Origin of the sequence: Bacillus sp. TH13 (assembly GCF_016651175.1) — a bacterium.
Taxonomy (GTDB): Bacteria; Bacillota; Bacilli; order Bacillales; family Bacillaceae_G; genus Bacillus_A; species Bacillus_A thuringiensis_S.
On record NZ_JAEKEJ010000025.1, the window covers coordinates 1,543,625 to 1,556,827 of the forward strand.

Below are 13,203 nucleotides of genomic sequence, written 5' to 3' on the forward strand. Positions count from 1 at the left end.
ACAAAAAAGCAGACTGTGGCTTCTCAGTCTGCTTTTATCTATTATTAAGGAGATTTTCAATTTAAGATTGCGGTACAGTCATATCACCAGAATGAATACGACCTGCTTTTTTAAGAGCAATGTAAAGTATATAAGAAACAGCTACTGGAATGACGATATAAGTAATTACCATCGCCGGGAGAACTTCCCATCCTTCGCTGGAAATTAAATTAATTGGTGCGATAAGAGAACTTAATCCAAGACCTGCAATTTCCTTTCCTGCTTCCAGTTGGAAAATTAATGCTGATACTGGACCGACTATAGCACTGGCGACGACAGTTGGAACGAGAATCATTGGGTTTTTAGTGATATTTGGCAACTGTACTTTCGGAGTACAAAGTGCTTGAGCTAATATGCCACCTAAATTGTTTTCTTTCGCTGAGATGACAGAGAATCCGATAAACTGAGCAACGCATCCGGCAAGAGCAGCACCACCTGCAACACCGTCTAAGCTAAGTGCAATTGCTAACGCAGCTGATGAAGCTGGAGAGATAAGTAATAGCCCCCAAACTACTGCAATGACGATAGAAGCAATAAACGGACTACCAGCTGAGCTATCTTTAATAAACGCTCCAACTGCATTTAAAACAGGAGTAATATTATGAGATAACCAAATACCAACTAAACCAGAACCTAATATTGCTGCAAATGGAACGAGCATCATATCTAACGCAGTTTTTCCGCTTAAACGTTTACCAATATATACAGCTAAAGTTGCTGTTAATAATGCACCGATTGGCTCACCTGTTTTAATAATTAGACCAGCTTCAGTAATTGAAATGGATCCGGCACCAATCGCTCCGGCTACCATCGCCGAGAAGATTACAAGACCGTTTGCACCGAGCATAAAAGCAATTCCGGCACCAATTGCCGGTGCCATTAGTGATTTTGCAACAACTCCGATTGTAATAAGTAATGGTATATCAACAATTCTTCCTATATTTTCGATCAGTAAACCAATTCCGAGGGATACGAAAATACCTTGTGCGATTCCAGCAGATGCTTTAAATACACGAGACATTATATATTCCTTCATTTGTTTCACCTTCTTCTATAAGTTAGTAACCAATTGTTTTCATATAATCACGTAAAATATCGTTTGATTTTGCGAATCGAGATTCTTCATCCTCTGTTAAATTGAGTTCTACAACTTCTCTTATACCATCTCTAGTAATAATAGCTGGTACTCCTGTACAAATATCATATTCACCGTACTCACCCTCTAAAATGGCTGATACAGCAATGACACGGTGATCATCATTAAAGATTGAACTCGCAATATATGCTAGAGAATTTCCAATCCCGTAATAAGTAGTTCCTTTACGTTTATAAATTTCCCAGCCAGCTTTTGCAGTCTTCTCAACAATTTCATCTAAATCTATTTCACCAAATCGTTCTTTTTGTTCTTCTAAAATTTGCAGAATTGGCTTTCCACCAACAGTTACATGAGACCAAGCAACCATTTGAGAATCACCATGTTCTCCTAATGAATACCCATGAATACTACGAGGATCTACATGTAGCATTTCAGATAAAATTGTTCTTAAGCGAGAAGAATCTAGTGATGTACCAGTACCGATTACGCGATTTCTAGGTAATCCAGATAATTTCCACACTTCATATGTAATAATATCAACTGGGTTCGATGCAAGTAAGAAAATACCATCAAATCCACTTTCCATTACGCCGCCAACAACACTTTCCATAATCTTCGCACTCGCTCCTAAAGTATCTAAGCGACTTTGTCCAGGTTTTGGTGCTGGCCCTGCTGTAATAATAACAATGTCCATATCTTTGCAGTCTTCATAGCTTCCTGCATATACTTTTGTTCTTGTATTTGTAAAGTTAATGCAATGTGATAAATCCATTGCTTCCCCAACTGCACGTTCATGATTTATATCAATTAATAATAGCTCTTCGCAAATACCTTGATTCACAATAGAATACGCACAACTTGATCCAACTAATCCAGTACCGATAATTGCAATTTTTCTTGTATGTCTTTTCATAGCAATCTCTCCTAATTGATCATATAATCTATTTCTTTTGCTCTTTACACTCCTAATTATAGAGGTTCTCACGATAGAAACCATGGATACTTTGTGAAATATCGAGCAAAGTGTTTGTCCTTTTTGTGAATTGTCATATTCCATTTTCGTCATATTTGTTACAACTGGAAAAATATTTATTTTATATTTATTGACATGCTCAAAACAAAAAACGAGCGACTTCATTCGCCCGTTTTTTGTCATCCCGTTATTCCGCACTTAATTGACTTTTTAATTGCTGCACAATCATTGGATTCGCAGGTGCTGCCGGTTTGTAATAACTTTTTTGCTTTGCGTACTCATACATATTACGTTGGCGCATCTCATCTTGATTACGAATTTGAATTAACGTTTGATGTAACTGCTCATTATCAGACTGAGCAATATAATTTGCATAGCTTGTTAAACTTGCATTTAATCCTGCTAAATAATCATTTACCATATCTTTTTCATTCATGTTCCGCTTCCTCCTATCCTAGGAAAGTCATTAATTGCTGTTTCGTATTTCGTGCATCTTGCGCATCCTTTTGTAACATTTGTTTCAATTGTGGATCTGTACACGTTTGTGCATACTGCTCCAACTTGTTAATAATTGTTGCGTGTCCACCGATCAAATGACGTAAATTTTCTACTTCAAGCTCTGTTAAATTTTGCATGGAATACTCCTACCTTTCTTCTTTCATTCTTCTTTAGTATTCTGTTTTTTTTCAAATCGTATTCATTAAAAAGCTTTCTTACATTTCAAATCCATCACATCTATTTATAAATACAAATAAATGTTATAATTACAGAAAAATACAATCCCCCCCTTATGTTACCTTGATAATTTACAAATATATTAAGCAGAGGTGCCTATGCAAAGAACATTTAAAGTTATCTTTTTCATCATTTACACTATCCTATATATAAAATTACTAATTGATGTATTAACTTTAAAACCACTATTCACCTCTATACCTTTACATATGTTATTTCTCATTTGTTTTCTATTTTTAGCACTTAACAATTATAAAAATCGTAACACTACATTTTTCTTACTATTTATTAGTGCGACTCTATTAGTAAGTATTAGTTTAATTAAAAATACCCTTTTATAAACTTTACACACTAAACACAAAGGAGCAATGATTATGAAAATCCACGACTTTCTTACAAAAAGCCAAGAAACTTATGATTCTGATCCAAGCCAAGACCCTTTCGTATTTACGTTTTTCAATTTCGTATTAGCAATATATACATTTCTAAAACCTGCTAAATAATCATTTAAGTAAAAAGAGCCTCTAAACGATTAGAGGCTCTTTTTACTTAAATTCCTTTCCGCTTCTTCAATCGCCCGTTGCATTTGTATTAACGGATTTTCAATCATTTTCCCATGTCCTGTCGCCAATAAAGACGGCTTATACTCCAGCAATTTCTGCGCGCTTGCTAATGAAACTTCTGCATCCCACGTACCAAACATAGGAAACGGGAAAAGCCACTTCAACTGTCCTGCTACCGCTAATCCTCCTCTCGTTTGAAACGCATCTCCAACAATGAGTGCATCATTTCTTGTGTCTAAAAACGCCATTGATCCCGGTGTATGACCTGGAGCTCCAATCGCTACAAGAGAACCAACTTTATCTCCCTCTTGAAGAAGAATATCTGGAATCGTCTTTATCTTTTTTGACACACCCACTTTTACCTGCTTGCCTGGTTCTCCTAATTGCAATGACAAATCTCCTTCAAGTAAACTTGCATCTCTCTTAGAAATATAGACTGGAACATCGGGCATCTCTTGCTTTATCGCATCAAGTGCTCCTACATGGTCATCATGCGCATGTGTAATAACGATATTCGTAATCGGTTTTCCTATTTTCCGAGCTGATTGTAAAATCTTCTTTGCACAAATCGGTAAAGCCGCATCAATTAAAGTTAATCCTGTCTCTTCTTCAACGAAGTAACAGTTAATTGGAAATAGACGCGGTAAAAATGCGATTTGATGAACTGTTTCTACGCTTATTACCTTCATCTTCTTTACCTCCATAAAAAGAGCTGTTTACACATACATATGTAATACAGCTTTATTCAAGAATTCAGCAATAAAAAACCAGTAGCCAATCGGCTACTGGTTCTCTTTCATCTATTAAACTGTATAACGCTCATCTTCTAAAATTTTCGCAGCGATTTCACGTTTCTTTGGAATTACGTTAAGTGGTGTGTGGCGAGTTAATTTACGTAATGATGATAACATCATGCGCAGCATGTCGCCGTTTTCAACTGCGATAAGTGTTTCTTTCGCATCTGCTTCGATTTCGTTAAATGCTTCTTGGCAGAATACTTCAGTGTATAACACTTTTTGTTTATTCTTTTCAAGACCAGTTGTTTTAATTGCTTTTTCTGTACGAAGAACAGCTGATTCCATTGCGTATAGGTTACTTACGATGTCAGCGATATTCACAAGAATTTCTTGCTCTTTATCTAATGCTTTACCGTATTTTTGAGCCGCTAATCCAGCTACCATTAAACCAATTTTCTTCGCATTAGTTACTAAATACTTTTGAAGTGCTAATGGCTCATCGCCTACTTCTTCTGGCATCATCATCATTAACTCTTCTTGTAATTTTTGTGCTTTTTGAAGAAGTGGTAATTCACCTTTCATCGCTTTACGTAAGAACGTACCTGGTACGATTAGGCGGTTAATTTCGTTCGTTCCTTCGAAAATACGGTTAATACGAGAATCGCGGTACATTCTTTCAATCTCGTACTCTGCCATAAATCCGTAACCACCGTGAATTTGAACACCTTCATCTACTGTATAATCTAGTACTTCAGAACCGAATACTTTATTTAAAGAGCACTCGATTGCATATTCAGCGATAGAAGCTGCTACTGCTTTACCGTCTTTTACTTCTTCTTCAGATAATGTGCTCATGCGGCTTTCGAATAAACCTACTGTACGATATACAGAGCTTTCAGCTGCATATGTTTTTGCTGCCATATTCGCAAGTTTCTCTTGAATTAATGGGAAGCGAGCGATTGGTTGCTTGAACTGTTGACGTTGGTTTGCATATTGTGCTGAAATTTCTACTGCACGTTTCGCAGATCCAACTGTACCAACACCTAATTTATAACGGCCGATATTTAAAATGTTGAAAGCGATAATATGACCTTTACCGATTTCACCAAGTAAGTTTTCTTTCGGTACTAATGCATCTTCTAAAATTAACGTACGAGTTGAAGAACATTTAATACCCATTTTCTTTTCTTCTGGGCTTGTAGATACGCCAGCATATTCTTTCTCTACGATAAATGCTGAGAAGTGCTCTCCATCAATTTTTGCATACACGATAAATACGTCAGCGAATGCAGAGTTTGTAATCCATTGTTTTTCACCATTTAATACATAATGTGTACCTTCTGCATTTAAACGTGCAGTTGTTTTTGCGCCTAATGCGTCAGATCCTGAACCTGGCTCTGTTAATGCGTATGCAGCTAATTTTTCACCAGTTGCAAGTAATGGTAAATACTTTTTCTTTTGCTCTTCGTTACCGAATAATACGATTGGTAACGATCCGATACCTACGTGAGCACCGTGAGTAATTGCAAAACCGCCAGCGCGAGAGAATTTCTCTGCGATTAACGCTGAGCTTACTTTATCAAGACCAATCCCGCCGTACTCTTCTGGTACGTCAGCGCCTAATAAACCAAGCTCCCCAGCTTCTTTTAAAAGACGAACAGAACGATCAAACTCATGTTGTTCTAAATATTCAAGCTCTGGAAGAACTTCATTTACGATAAAGTCCTCTGTCGTTTTTGCAATCATTTTATGCTCAGATGAAAAATCTTCTGGCGTAAACACTTGATCAATCGTAATCTCATCTACTAAAAAGCTACCGCCTTTAACCGCATTTCCTACTGTTTTTTCCATGAAAATTTCCTCCTTCATATTTTCATGAGCCGCTTCTTCCGTTTTGAAAGAAGCTAGCTCTCAATTTTATTTTTTATGAACCTTGGTTGCTTCCATTCTTTGCATTGGCGTCTCCTCGTTCTGAGCGAGCCACTTGCACTTTTTTATAATCCAGTTCCAGCGGCTAGAATGTTCGGTGGCTTCGCTTCTTCCTGCGAGGCAAAAAGCGCCTCTACGTCTGAAGCTCCATCCCCCTCACATTCTGAGCGAGCCGCTTACACTTTTTTTCATAATCTAGTTCCAGCGGCTAGAACAGTCGGTCGTTTCACCCCTTCCTGTGAGGCAAAAAACGCCTCTTCGTCAGGGCTTCCAACGCCCTCCTGTTCTAAACGAGCCACCTGCACTTTTTAAAGTAATTCAAATACTCCCGCTGCTCCCATTCCGCCGCCGATACACATTGTTACGATACCGAATTGTTCGTTGCGGCGTTTCATTTCGTGAATAAGAGATAGTGTTAGTTTTGCTCCTGTACAACCAAGTGGATGTCCAAGTGCGATTGCACCACCGTTTACGTTTACTTTTTCTTCATCTAAACCAAGTTCACGAATAACTTGAATTGATTGAGAAGCGAATGCTTCATTTAGTTCGAATAAGCCAATATCAGATAGCTCTAAGCCAGCTAGTTTTAATGCTTTCGGAATTGCAGCGATTGGGCCGATTCCCATTACTTCTGGTGGTACGCCAGCTACTGCAAATGAACGGAATTTCGCAAGCGGCTTCATGCCATCGCTCACTGCTTTTTCACGATCCATTAATAGTACAGATGCTGCACCGTCACTCATTTGTGAAGAGTTACCAGCTGTTACAGAACCGCGAACGTTAAATGCTGGACGTAATTTACCTAAAATGTCTAGCGACGTTTCTGCTCTTACACCTTCGTCTTGTGCGAAAATGATTGTTTCTTCTTGCAGTTTATTGTTTGATCCAACAGTACGTAACGTTACATCTACAGATACTGTTTCATCAGCGAAGTTACCTGCCGCTAATGCTTTCGCAGCGCGTTGATGACTTCTTACTGCAAATGCATCTTGCTCTTCACGAGAAATTCCATATTTCACAGCAACTTGCTCTGCTGTATGTCCCATACCCATATAATATTCTGGAGCTGCTTCTACAAGGCGACTATTCGGACGAACAACGTGTCCCATCATTGGAACTAAACTCATTGATTCTGCCCCGCCTGATAATACAGCTTCAGAGTGACCAAGCATAATACGCTCTGCTCCGTAAGCGATACTTTGTAAACCTGAAGAACAGTAACGGTTAATCGTAATAGCTGGAACATCGTAAGAAAGTCCTGCTAATCCGCCGATATTACGAGCCATATTTAAACCTTGCTCTGCTTCTGGCATCGCACAACCGAAAATTAAATCATCGATTGGTCCTTCATAATTCGCACGCTTTAACGTTTCCTTTACTACTAATGCCCCTAGATCGTCAGGACGAACTGTTTTTAATGAACCCCTCTTTGCTTTTCCAATTGGTGTTCTTGCTCCCGCAACAATGACAGCTTCTCTCATGAACGATATCTCCCCTCGTTATTAGTTACGTAATGGCTTTCCTTTTACAAGCATGTGCTGCATTCTTGCTTGTGATTTCATCTCACTCACTAAGCTAATAAATGCTTCACGTTCTACATCTAATAAATATTGCTCATCAACTTCTGTTCCGTACGGTACTTTTCCGCCCGCAATGACATATGCAAGTTTCTTCGCAATGTGAAGATCATGTTCAGAAATGTAACCTGATAAATGCATTGCTTCTGCACCAAGTACAAGAGTTGCATATCCTGTTTCACCAACAACTGGTATCTTTTTACGGATTGGTGCTTTATAGCCAGCTTCATATAAAGCAAGTGCTTTCTGTTTCGCATCATATAGTAAGTGATCACCATTCACACTAATACCGTCTTTATCGCCTAAGAAGTTGTTCGATACAGCTTCTTGTGCTGACGTAGAAACTTTCGCCATCGCTACAGATTCGAACACTTTATTCGCAACTTTTTGCAGGTCAAACTCTACACCGTTTGGCATTTTATTTAAGTGTTTAATGTATAGCTCTTTATTACCGCCTCCGCCAGGGATTAAGCCAACACCAACTTCTACTAAGCCCATATACGTTTCGCTAGAAGCTTGAATGCTAGCTGCTGGTAAGCAAACTTCTGTACCTCCGCCAAGCGTCATACCATATGGTGCTGCTACAACTGGCTTAGAAGAGTACTTAATTTTCGTCATTGCATCTTGGAAGTTTTTCACAACCAACTCAATTTCAAAGTAGTTGTCATCTTGTGCTTCCATTAAGATCATTGCTAGGTTCGCACCAACGCAGAAGTTCTTCGATTGGTTACCGATAACAAGACCTTTATAATTCTTTTCTACTTCATCAACAGCGTAGTTAATCATTTGCGTAATATCCATACCGATTGCATTGCTCTTCGAATGGAATTCTAAGCAAAGGATGCCGTCGCCTAAATCGATTAAGCTCGCTCCGCTATTTTTCTTTAATACGCCATTTTTCGCTTTTAATTGTTTAAGAGAAATTGCCTTTTTATTACGTTCGATTAGCTTATATTCGCCATTATCGTAATAGTAGCTATCTCCGTTATCATGTTTGTAGAAAGTAGTGAAACCTTTCTCTACCATTTCTTTCACCCAAGTCGGAACAACTACGCCGTTTTCTTCCATCTTTTGAACGGACTTTTCAACGCCGATTGCATCCCACACTTCAAATGGCCCTTGCTCCCAGCCGAAGCCCCACTTCATCGCTTGGTCAATTGCAACGATATCGTCAGCAATCTCTTTATGAAGTTTTGCAGAGTATAAAAGAGTTGGTGTAATGATGTTCCATAACAACTCTCCTGCACGGTCTTTCGCGTATACAAGCGCTTTCAATTTATTCGCTAATCCTTTTTCTTGTTTACTTAACTCTACGGATGCAGCTTTTAATTTTTTACGCGCTTCGTATTCCATCGTTTCAGGATTTAATTCTAAAATTTCTTTTCCTTGTTTTAAGAAGAAGCCTTGACCCGTTTTACTTCCAAGCCATTTTTTCTCAAGCATGTCATGCATGAAAGCTGGTACTTTAAATACATCACGCTCTTCTTCTTGTACGTTTTCATATACGTTATTTGCAACGTGTACGAATGTATCTAAACCGACAACATCTAATGTACGGAACGTCGCGCTCTTCGGACGACCAATAAGTGGGCCTGTTACAGAATCAACTTCCCCAATGCTATAGCCGCGTTTTATCATCTCTTGAAGAGTTACTAATAAACCGTACGTACCGATGCGATTTCCAATAAAGTTTGGTGTGTCTTTTGCGATAACAACGCCTTTTCCAAGAACGTCTTCGCCAAATAGTTTCATGAAGCTTAATACTTGTGGATCTGTTTCTTTCGTCGGTATTACCTCTAGAAGTTTTAAATATCGTGGTGGGTTAAAAAAGTGTGTGCCTAAGAAGTGTTTCTGGAAGTCGTCTGAACGACCTTCTGCCATTTTTTCAACTGAGATGCCTGACGTATTCGAGCTTACAATAGAACCCGGTTTACGAACAGCGTCTACTTTTTCAAATAATTTCTTTTTAATATCTAAGTTTTCAACTACTACTTCAATAATCCAATCTACATCAGCTAGACGCTCAAGATCATCTTCTAAGTTACCTGCTTCAATCAGTGCTAAATTTCCTTTCACTGTCAGAGGAGCTGGTTTTTGCTTTAATAATTTTTGCACAGCCGTATTACTAAAACGATTTCTCACACTTTTATGTTCTAATGTAAGTCCCTTCGCTTCCTCTTCTTTTGTTAGCGCAGGTGGTACAATATCAAGCAATAATGTCGGAATACCAATATTAGCTAAGTGTGCCGCAATCCCTGAACCCATTACGCCTGAACCTAGAACAGCAGCCTTTTTAATTTGGAACATCCAATTCTCCCCCTATTCTTGAATGAATGCTCATTCAATTTTTCGACATAAGTCGCAATCAATGAGTGAGCCTCTACTAATAAATATATGATACTGTTTAAATTTTCGCAATATATTTATTGATAAAATTTTCTGAAATAAGTATTTTTCTTTCATTTGGCTATGCTATACATGTGTATTTTCTTTGTTTAAATGCACTTTTCCTTTTTATAATCTGACGAAACTGGAGGAATATATATGGCAAAACTTAAGAAGAACCCTTCAAAGGCTGGAATTAGTGCAGCTAGTGTAACTGGAAATGCAGGTCCGCATAATCACGGTGTTGAAAAAGGACGCCAAAGTAATAATCAACAATATAAGAAGCATAATATGGGCGAAAAATAACGCTATATTTTTGGGCAGAGAACGTGGCATAATGATTAATGGCTGCTTTTTCTGCCCAATTTATTTGTACATATGGAAAACAAAAGAGGGAACGATGATGAAACGAACAATAGTTATGATTGTAATGATTGCTACACTATTTACAGGGATGATTTTCTTCTCTTATGCACAAAGACAACAAGCTGTAAGAGCTGATCAACCTAACATTACTGGGCAATATGGAGTTACAATCGATGCAGACACAGGTGAAATTTTGTATGGGAAACGCGAAGACGAACGTTCTTATCCGGCTAGTATAGCCAAAATGATGACAACCCTTCTTTTACTAGAGAATGTAAAAGAAGATGAAGACATTACAGTTACAGAAAACGCAATTAAAACAGAAAGTCAAAGCAAGAAAATTAAACTTCGTGCTGGAGAAAAATTAAAGCGTGATGAGGCATTAAAACTTATGCTTATCATTAGTGCAGATCCAATAGCTGAATCAATTGCAGAACATATCGCAGGATCAAAAAATGAATTTGTGAAAATGATGAATGCTAGAGCGAAGGAACTCGGTACAAAGCATGCGACTTTCAAGAACGCAAGTGGTGCTGATGCACTTGGAAATAAAGTATCACCATATGACATTGCTATTATTACGAAAGAAGCATTAAAGTATCCAGTTGTTTTAGAATATATGAATTCAACACGTACAACTCTACATACTTCAGAACGCTCTCCAAACATCGCAAACTACGGACGAGAAGAACTATATAACGATCCATATGCGATTGGAAGTAAAAGCGGTCTATCGGCACTTGGCAAATATACAGTCGTAACAGTGGATGAAAAAGACGGTAAACGCGTCATTAACGTCGTATTATCTTCTACTCGCGCGCAACTATATCCTGATACGAAGAAAATGGCACATTATGCATTTCAGCAATTAAAATAACCAAGGAGTATTTTCTCCTTGGTTATTTTTTAACCATACCTTTTAATACGAACGCAACGTTTGCTGGACGCTCTGCTAGACGGCGCATGAAATATCCATACCAGTCGTTTCCATAAGGTACGTAAACACGCATTTTGTAACCCTCTTTTACTAGCTCAAGTTGACGCTCATTACGAATACCATATAACATTTGGAATTCAAATTGATCCCTTGGAATATTATGTTCTTCAGCAAGTTTTTTTGTATATTCAATAATCGCTTCGTCATGTGAAGCAATTGCAGTATAATTTCCATTTAATAAGTGCATTTTAATAATCTTTTTATAATTGTCATCTACATCTTTCTTGTCCGGGAACGCCACTTCTTCAGGTTCTTTATAAGCTCCTTTTACAAGACGTAAATTAGGTTTATAAGCATTTAAGTCCTCAATATCTTTTTCTGTACGATATAGGTAAGCTTGAATAACAGTACCAATATTATCGTACTCAGATTTTAACTGTTTAAAGATATCAATTGTCTTTCCGCAGCGTGTATAATCTTCCATATCAATTGTAACGAACACACCATTTTCTTTTGCAGCTTCTAAAATACGGCGCATATTGTTCATTACGATTTCATCAGAGATATCTAATCCCATAGAAGTCATCTTTAAAGAAAGCTGCGAATCAAGACCTTCTCTTCCAATTGCACGGATCGCTTCAATCGATTGGTTAGCCATTTCATTTGCTTCCGCTTCATTATCAACGAATTCACCTAAATAATCGATTGTTACACAAAGACCTTGCTTATTTAATGCCTGAATGGCAGCTGTCGCTAATTCAATCGTCTCCCCTGCGACGAAGCGACCTGCACCAAAGCGTAAACCGTACTTTTTAGCCAGTTTTGTTAGCGCTTTATTTTTAGATAAGAAAAGAAACGAATTTCGCATTAATTGTTCCATGTAATTCACCCCTATGACTGTAATTTATCTGTTTTTTACCCCTCTTCAAAATTATATCATTGTTTAAAATTATTGGATACAAATAATTATTTAGATAATTTATAAAATACTATAAAAACATTTAAAAACCTATATTCTCGCATGTAAATATGAAGGGAATATTTTTCGACATTTAGAAAAAACGGGTTTACTAGGGCAAAAATAGGCATACCGAAAATATTCGACAGGCCTATAAAACCCCTTAATATTCCATGTAAATTATATAAGGATATTAATAAGAAAAACTTAAAGTAGCATCACCTAAGTTTATCCCGCTATTTGCCGGGCAGTAAGACCCCCACTGATTAAAGTTTCACTTTATTTACTTCTCATTTCGCTTCTCTTCATTCAGCCTTTTAATATCCGTAATCAACTGCACCATCTCTTCTTTCGCATCTGGATAAGTTTCATTCCAATGCTTCACTAAAGCTGGCATCGTCTTCGCTATGTAAGAATAAAGTGCCCACTTCTTTACCTGTTCTTTTCGCTCTTCATTACTCTCGCCAAGTAACAGCTCAGTGTATTTCTCTAGTAAACCGTCAAACTGCTCGTTAAACTTTTCACTCATCTTATTTACCTCCTATATGAAAAAAGCAGCGAAGATCGCTGCTTTTTCTTATAATTTTGATCGAACAGAGTTTAATTTTTTCTCCATTGTGCTTACTTTATCACGACGATCATCAATACGAATCGTTGTTGCAACACGCTGTGCACCTTTCGTATATGGAACTTCATGCATTTGTTGAATTACTTCTAGAATGACAGGAAGATCTCCTTCAATAATTGTATTCATCGGTGTTAATTGATACTTCACGCGATCCGCATTTTTCTCTAGCACCTTTTGTACTTCTGCTACATATTCACTAACACTTGGATTACCTGTTCCTACCGGAATAATCGATACGTCAACAATTGCCATAGTAGTCTTCCTCCTATAATCGCTTCTT

The 13,203-nt window shown here is 37.7% G+C and carries 14 protein-coding genes; 3 read left to right on the forward strand and 11 right to left on the reverse strand.

The genetic code is table 11. From position 1 onward, the window contains the following. Positions 1 to 61: 61 nt before the first annotated feature. The 4 genes from JFU02_RS16435 to JFU02_RS16450 all read right to left on the reverse strand — a co-directional run bounded on the left by JFU02_RS16435 (position 62) and on the right by JFU02_RS16450 (position 2,743). Positions 62 to 1,075, reverse strand: coding sequence for a PTS sugar transporter subunit IIC (locus tag JFU02_RS16435; RefSeq protein ID WP_000666168.1), 1,014 nt, complete (start codon positions 1,073 to 1,075; stop codon positions 62 to 64). 22 nt (positions 1,076 to 1,097) lie between these two features. Beyond that, entirely contained in the window at positions 1,098 to 2,048 is a 951-nt protein-coding gene (locus tag JFU02_RS16440) for an L-lactate dehydrogenase (protein ID WP_097960151.1), read from the reverse strand. A gap of 247 nt (positions 2,049 to 2,295) precedes the next feature. Continuing rightward, positions 2,296 to 2,544 (reverse strand): spore coat protein, encoded by a 249-nt coding sequence (locus JFU02_RS16445; protein ID WP_001002987.1) that lies wholly within the window; start codon positions 2,542 to 2,544, stop codon positions 2,296 to 2,298. A 13-nt stretch (positions 2,545 to 2,557) separates the two neighbouring features. After that, positions 2,558 to 2,743 carry a hypothetical protein gene (locus tag JFU02_RS16450; RefSeq protein ID WP_001180555.1) on the reverse strand — a complete coding sequence of 62 codons (186 nt, stop codon included), beginning with the start codon at positions 2,741 to 2,743 and terminating at the stop codon, positions 2,558 to 2,560. Between the two features lie 474 nt (positions 2,744 to 3,217). Here JFU02_RS16450 and JFU02_RS32480 point away from each other — a divergent pair, with 474 nt between their 5' ends. Continuing rightward, positions 3,218 to 3,346, forward strand: coding sequence for a hypothetical protein (locus tag JFU02_RS32480; RefSeq protein ID WP_000690679.1), 129 nt, complete (start codon positions 3,218 to 3,220; stop codon positions 3,344 to 3,346). A 29-nt stretch (positions 3,347 to 3,375) separates the two neighbouring features. On the opposite strand, the gene JFU02_RS16455 is transcribed toward JFU02_RS32480, so the two are convergent. The 4 genes from JFU02_RS16455 to JFU02_RS16470 form a co-directional block, all read right to left on the reverse strand. After that, on the reverse strand, positions 3,376 to 4,095 hold the full coding sequence (locus JFU02_RS16455) for an MBL fold metallo-hydrolase (protein ID WP_000864823.1): 720 nt from the start codon (positions 4,093 to 4,095) through the stop codon (positions 3,376 to 3,378). A gap of 114 nt (positions 4,096 to 4,209) precedes the next feature. Next, complete coding sequence (locus tag JFU02_RS16460; protein WP_000416287.1) at positions 4,210 to 5,994, reverse strand: acyl-CoA dehydrogenase family protein; 1,785 nt, start codon at positions 5,992 to 5,994, stop codon at positions 4,210 to 4,212. A 386-nt stretch (positions 5,995 to 6,380) separates the two neighbouring features. Continuing rightward, entirely contained in the window at positions 6,381 to 7,553 is a 1,173-nt protein-coding gene (locus JFU02_RS16465; RefSeq protein ID WP_001206339.1) for an acetyl-CoA C-acetyltransferase, read from the reverse strand. Between the two features lie 21 nt (positions 7,554 to 7,574). Beyond that, positions 7,575 to 9,956: a 3-hydroxyacyl-CoA dehydrogenase/enoyl-CoA hydratase family protein gene (locus JFU02_RS16470; protein WP_061666024.1), complete on the reverse strand. Its 2,382-nt coding sequence runs from the start codon at positions 9,954 to 9,956 to the stop codon at positions 7,575 to 7,577. Positions 9,957 to 10,193: 237 nt separating this feature from the next. Here JFU02_RS16470 and JFU02_RS16475 point away from each other — a divergent pair, with 237 nt between their 5' ends. Continuing rightward, entirely contained in the window at positions 10,194 to 10,340 is a 147-nt protein-coding gene (locus JFU02_RS16475) for a YuzL family protein (protein WP_002034611.1), read from the forward strand. Positions 10,341 to 10,437: 97 nt separating this feature from the next. Then, positions 10,438 to 11,277: a D-alanyl-D-alanine carboxypeptidase family protein gene (locus tag JFU02_RS16480; RefSeq protein ID WP_097960154.1), complete on the forward strand. Its 840-nt coding sequence runs from the start codon at positions 10,438 to 10,440 to the stop codon at positions 11,275 to 11,277. Positions 11,278 to 11,299: 22 nt separating this feature from the next. On the opposite strand, the gene JFU02_RS16485 is transcribed toward JFU02_RS16480, so the two are convergent. The 3 genes from JFU02_RS16485 to JFU02_RS16495 all read right to left on the reverse strand — a co-directional run bounded on the left by JFU02_RS16485 (position 11,300) and on the right by JFU02_RS16495 (position 13,175). Beyond that, positions 11,300 to 12,217 (reverse strand): proline dehydrogenase family protein, encoded by a 918-nt coding sequence (locus tag JFU02_RS16485; protein WP_061666025.1) that lies wholly within the window; start codon positions 12,215 to 12,217, stop codon positions 11,300 to 11,302. Between the two features lie 361 nt (positions 12,218 to 12,578). Beyond that, a complete protein-coding gene (locus JFU02_RS16490; RefSeq protein WP_001290588.1) occupies positions 12,579 to 12,824 on the reverse strand; it encodes a YusU family protein in 246 nt (81 codons plus the stop codon). Positions 12,825 to 12,872: 48 nt separating this feature from the next. Then, positions 12,873 to 13,175: an MTH1187 family thiamine-binding protein gene (locus JFU02_RS16495; RefSeq protein WP_001018860.1), complete on the reverse strand. Its 303-nt coding sequence runs from the start codon at positions 13,173 to 13,175 to the stop codon at positions 12,873 to 12,875. Positions 13,176 to 13,203 lie beyond the last annotated feature (28 nt).

Excerpts from the sequence above, each read along its gene's own strand:
- JFU02_RS16465 (WP_001206339.1), bottom strand. The coding sequence starts at position 7,553 with ATGAGAGAAGCTGTCATTGTTGCGGGAGCAAGAACACCAATTGGAAAA.
- JFU02_RS16435 (WP_000666168.1), bottom strand. The coding sequence starts at position 1,075 with ATGAAGGAATATATAATGTCTCGTGTATTTAAAGCATCTGCTGGAATC.
- JFU02_RS16445 (WP_001002987.1), bottom strand. The coding sequence starts at position 2,544 with ATGAATGAAAAAGATATGGTAAATGATTATTTAGCAGGATTAAATGCA.
- JFU02_RS16470 (WP_061666024.1), bottom strand. The coding sequence starts at position 9,956 with ATGTTCCAAATTAAAAAGGCTGCTGTTCTAGGTTCAGGCGTAATGGGT.
- JFU02_RS16475 (WP_002034611.1), top strand. The coding sequence starts at position 10,194 with ATGGCAAAACTTAAGAAGAACCCTTCAAAGGCTGGAATTAGTGCAGCT.
- JFU02_RS16460 (WP_000416287.1), bottom strand. The coding sequence starts at position 5,994 with ATGGAAAAAACAGTAGGAAATGCGGTTAAAGGCGGTAGCTTTTTAGTA.
- JFU02_RS16480 (WP_097960154.1), top strand. The coding sequence starts at position 10,438 with ATGAAACGAACAATAGTTATGATTGTAATGATTGCTACACTATTTACA.
- JFU02_RS32480 (WP_000690679.1), top strand. The coding sequence starts at position 3,218 with ATGAAAATCCACGACTTTCTTACAAAAAGCCAAGAAACTTATGATTCT.
- JFU02_RS16485 (WP_061666025.1), bottom strand. The coding sequence starts at position 12,217 with ATGGAACAATTAATGCGAAATTCGTTTCTTTTCTTATCTAAAAATAAA.
- JFU02_RS16450 (WP_001180555.1), bottom strand. The coding sequence starts at position 2,743 with ATGCAAAATTTAACAGAGCTTGAAGTAGAAAATTTACGTCATTTGATC.
- JFU02_RS16440 (WP_097960151.1), bottom strand. The coding sequence starts at position 2,048 with ATGAAAAGACATACAAGAAAAATTGCAATTATCGGTACTGGATTAGTT.
- JFU02_RS16490 (WP_001290588.1), bottom strand. The coding sequence starts at position 12,824 with ATGAGTGAAAAGTTTAACGAGCAGTTTGACGGTTTACTAGAGAAATAC.
- JFU02_RS16455 (WP_000864823.1), bottom strand. The coding sequence starts at position 4,095 with ATGAAGGTAATAAGCGTAGAAACAGTTCATCAAATCGCATTTTTACCG.
- JFU02_RS16495 (WP_001018860.1), bottom strand. The coding sequence starts at position 13,175 with ATGGCAATTGTTGACGTATCGATTATTCCGGTAGGAACAGGTAATCCA.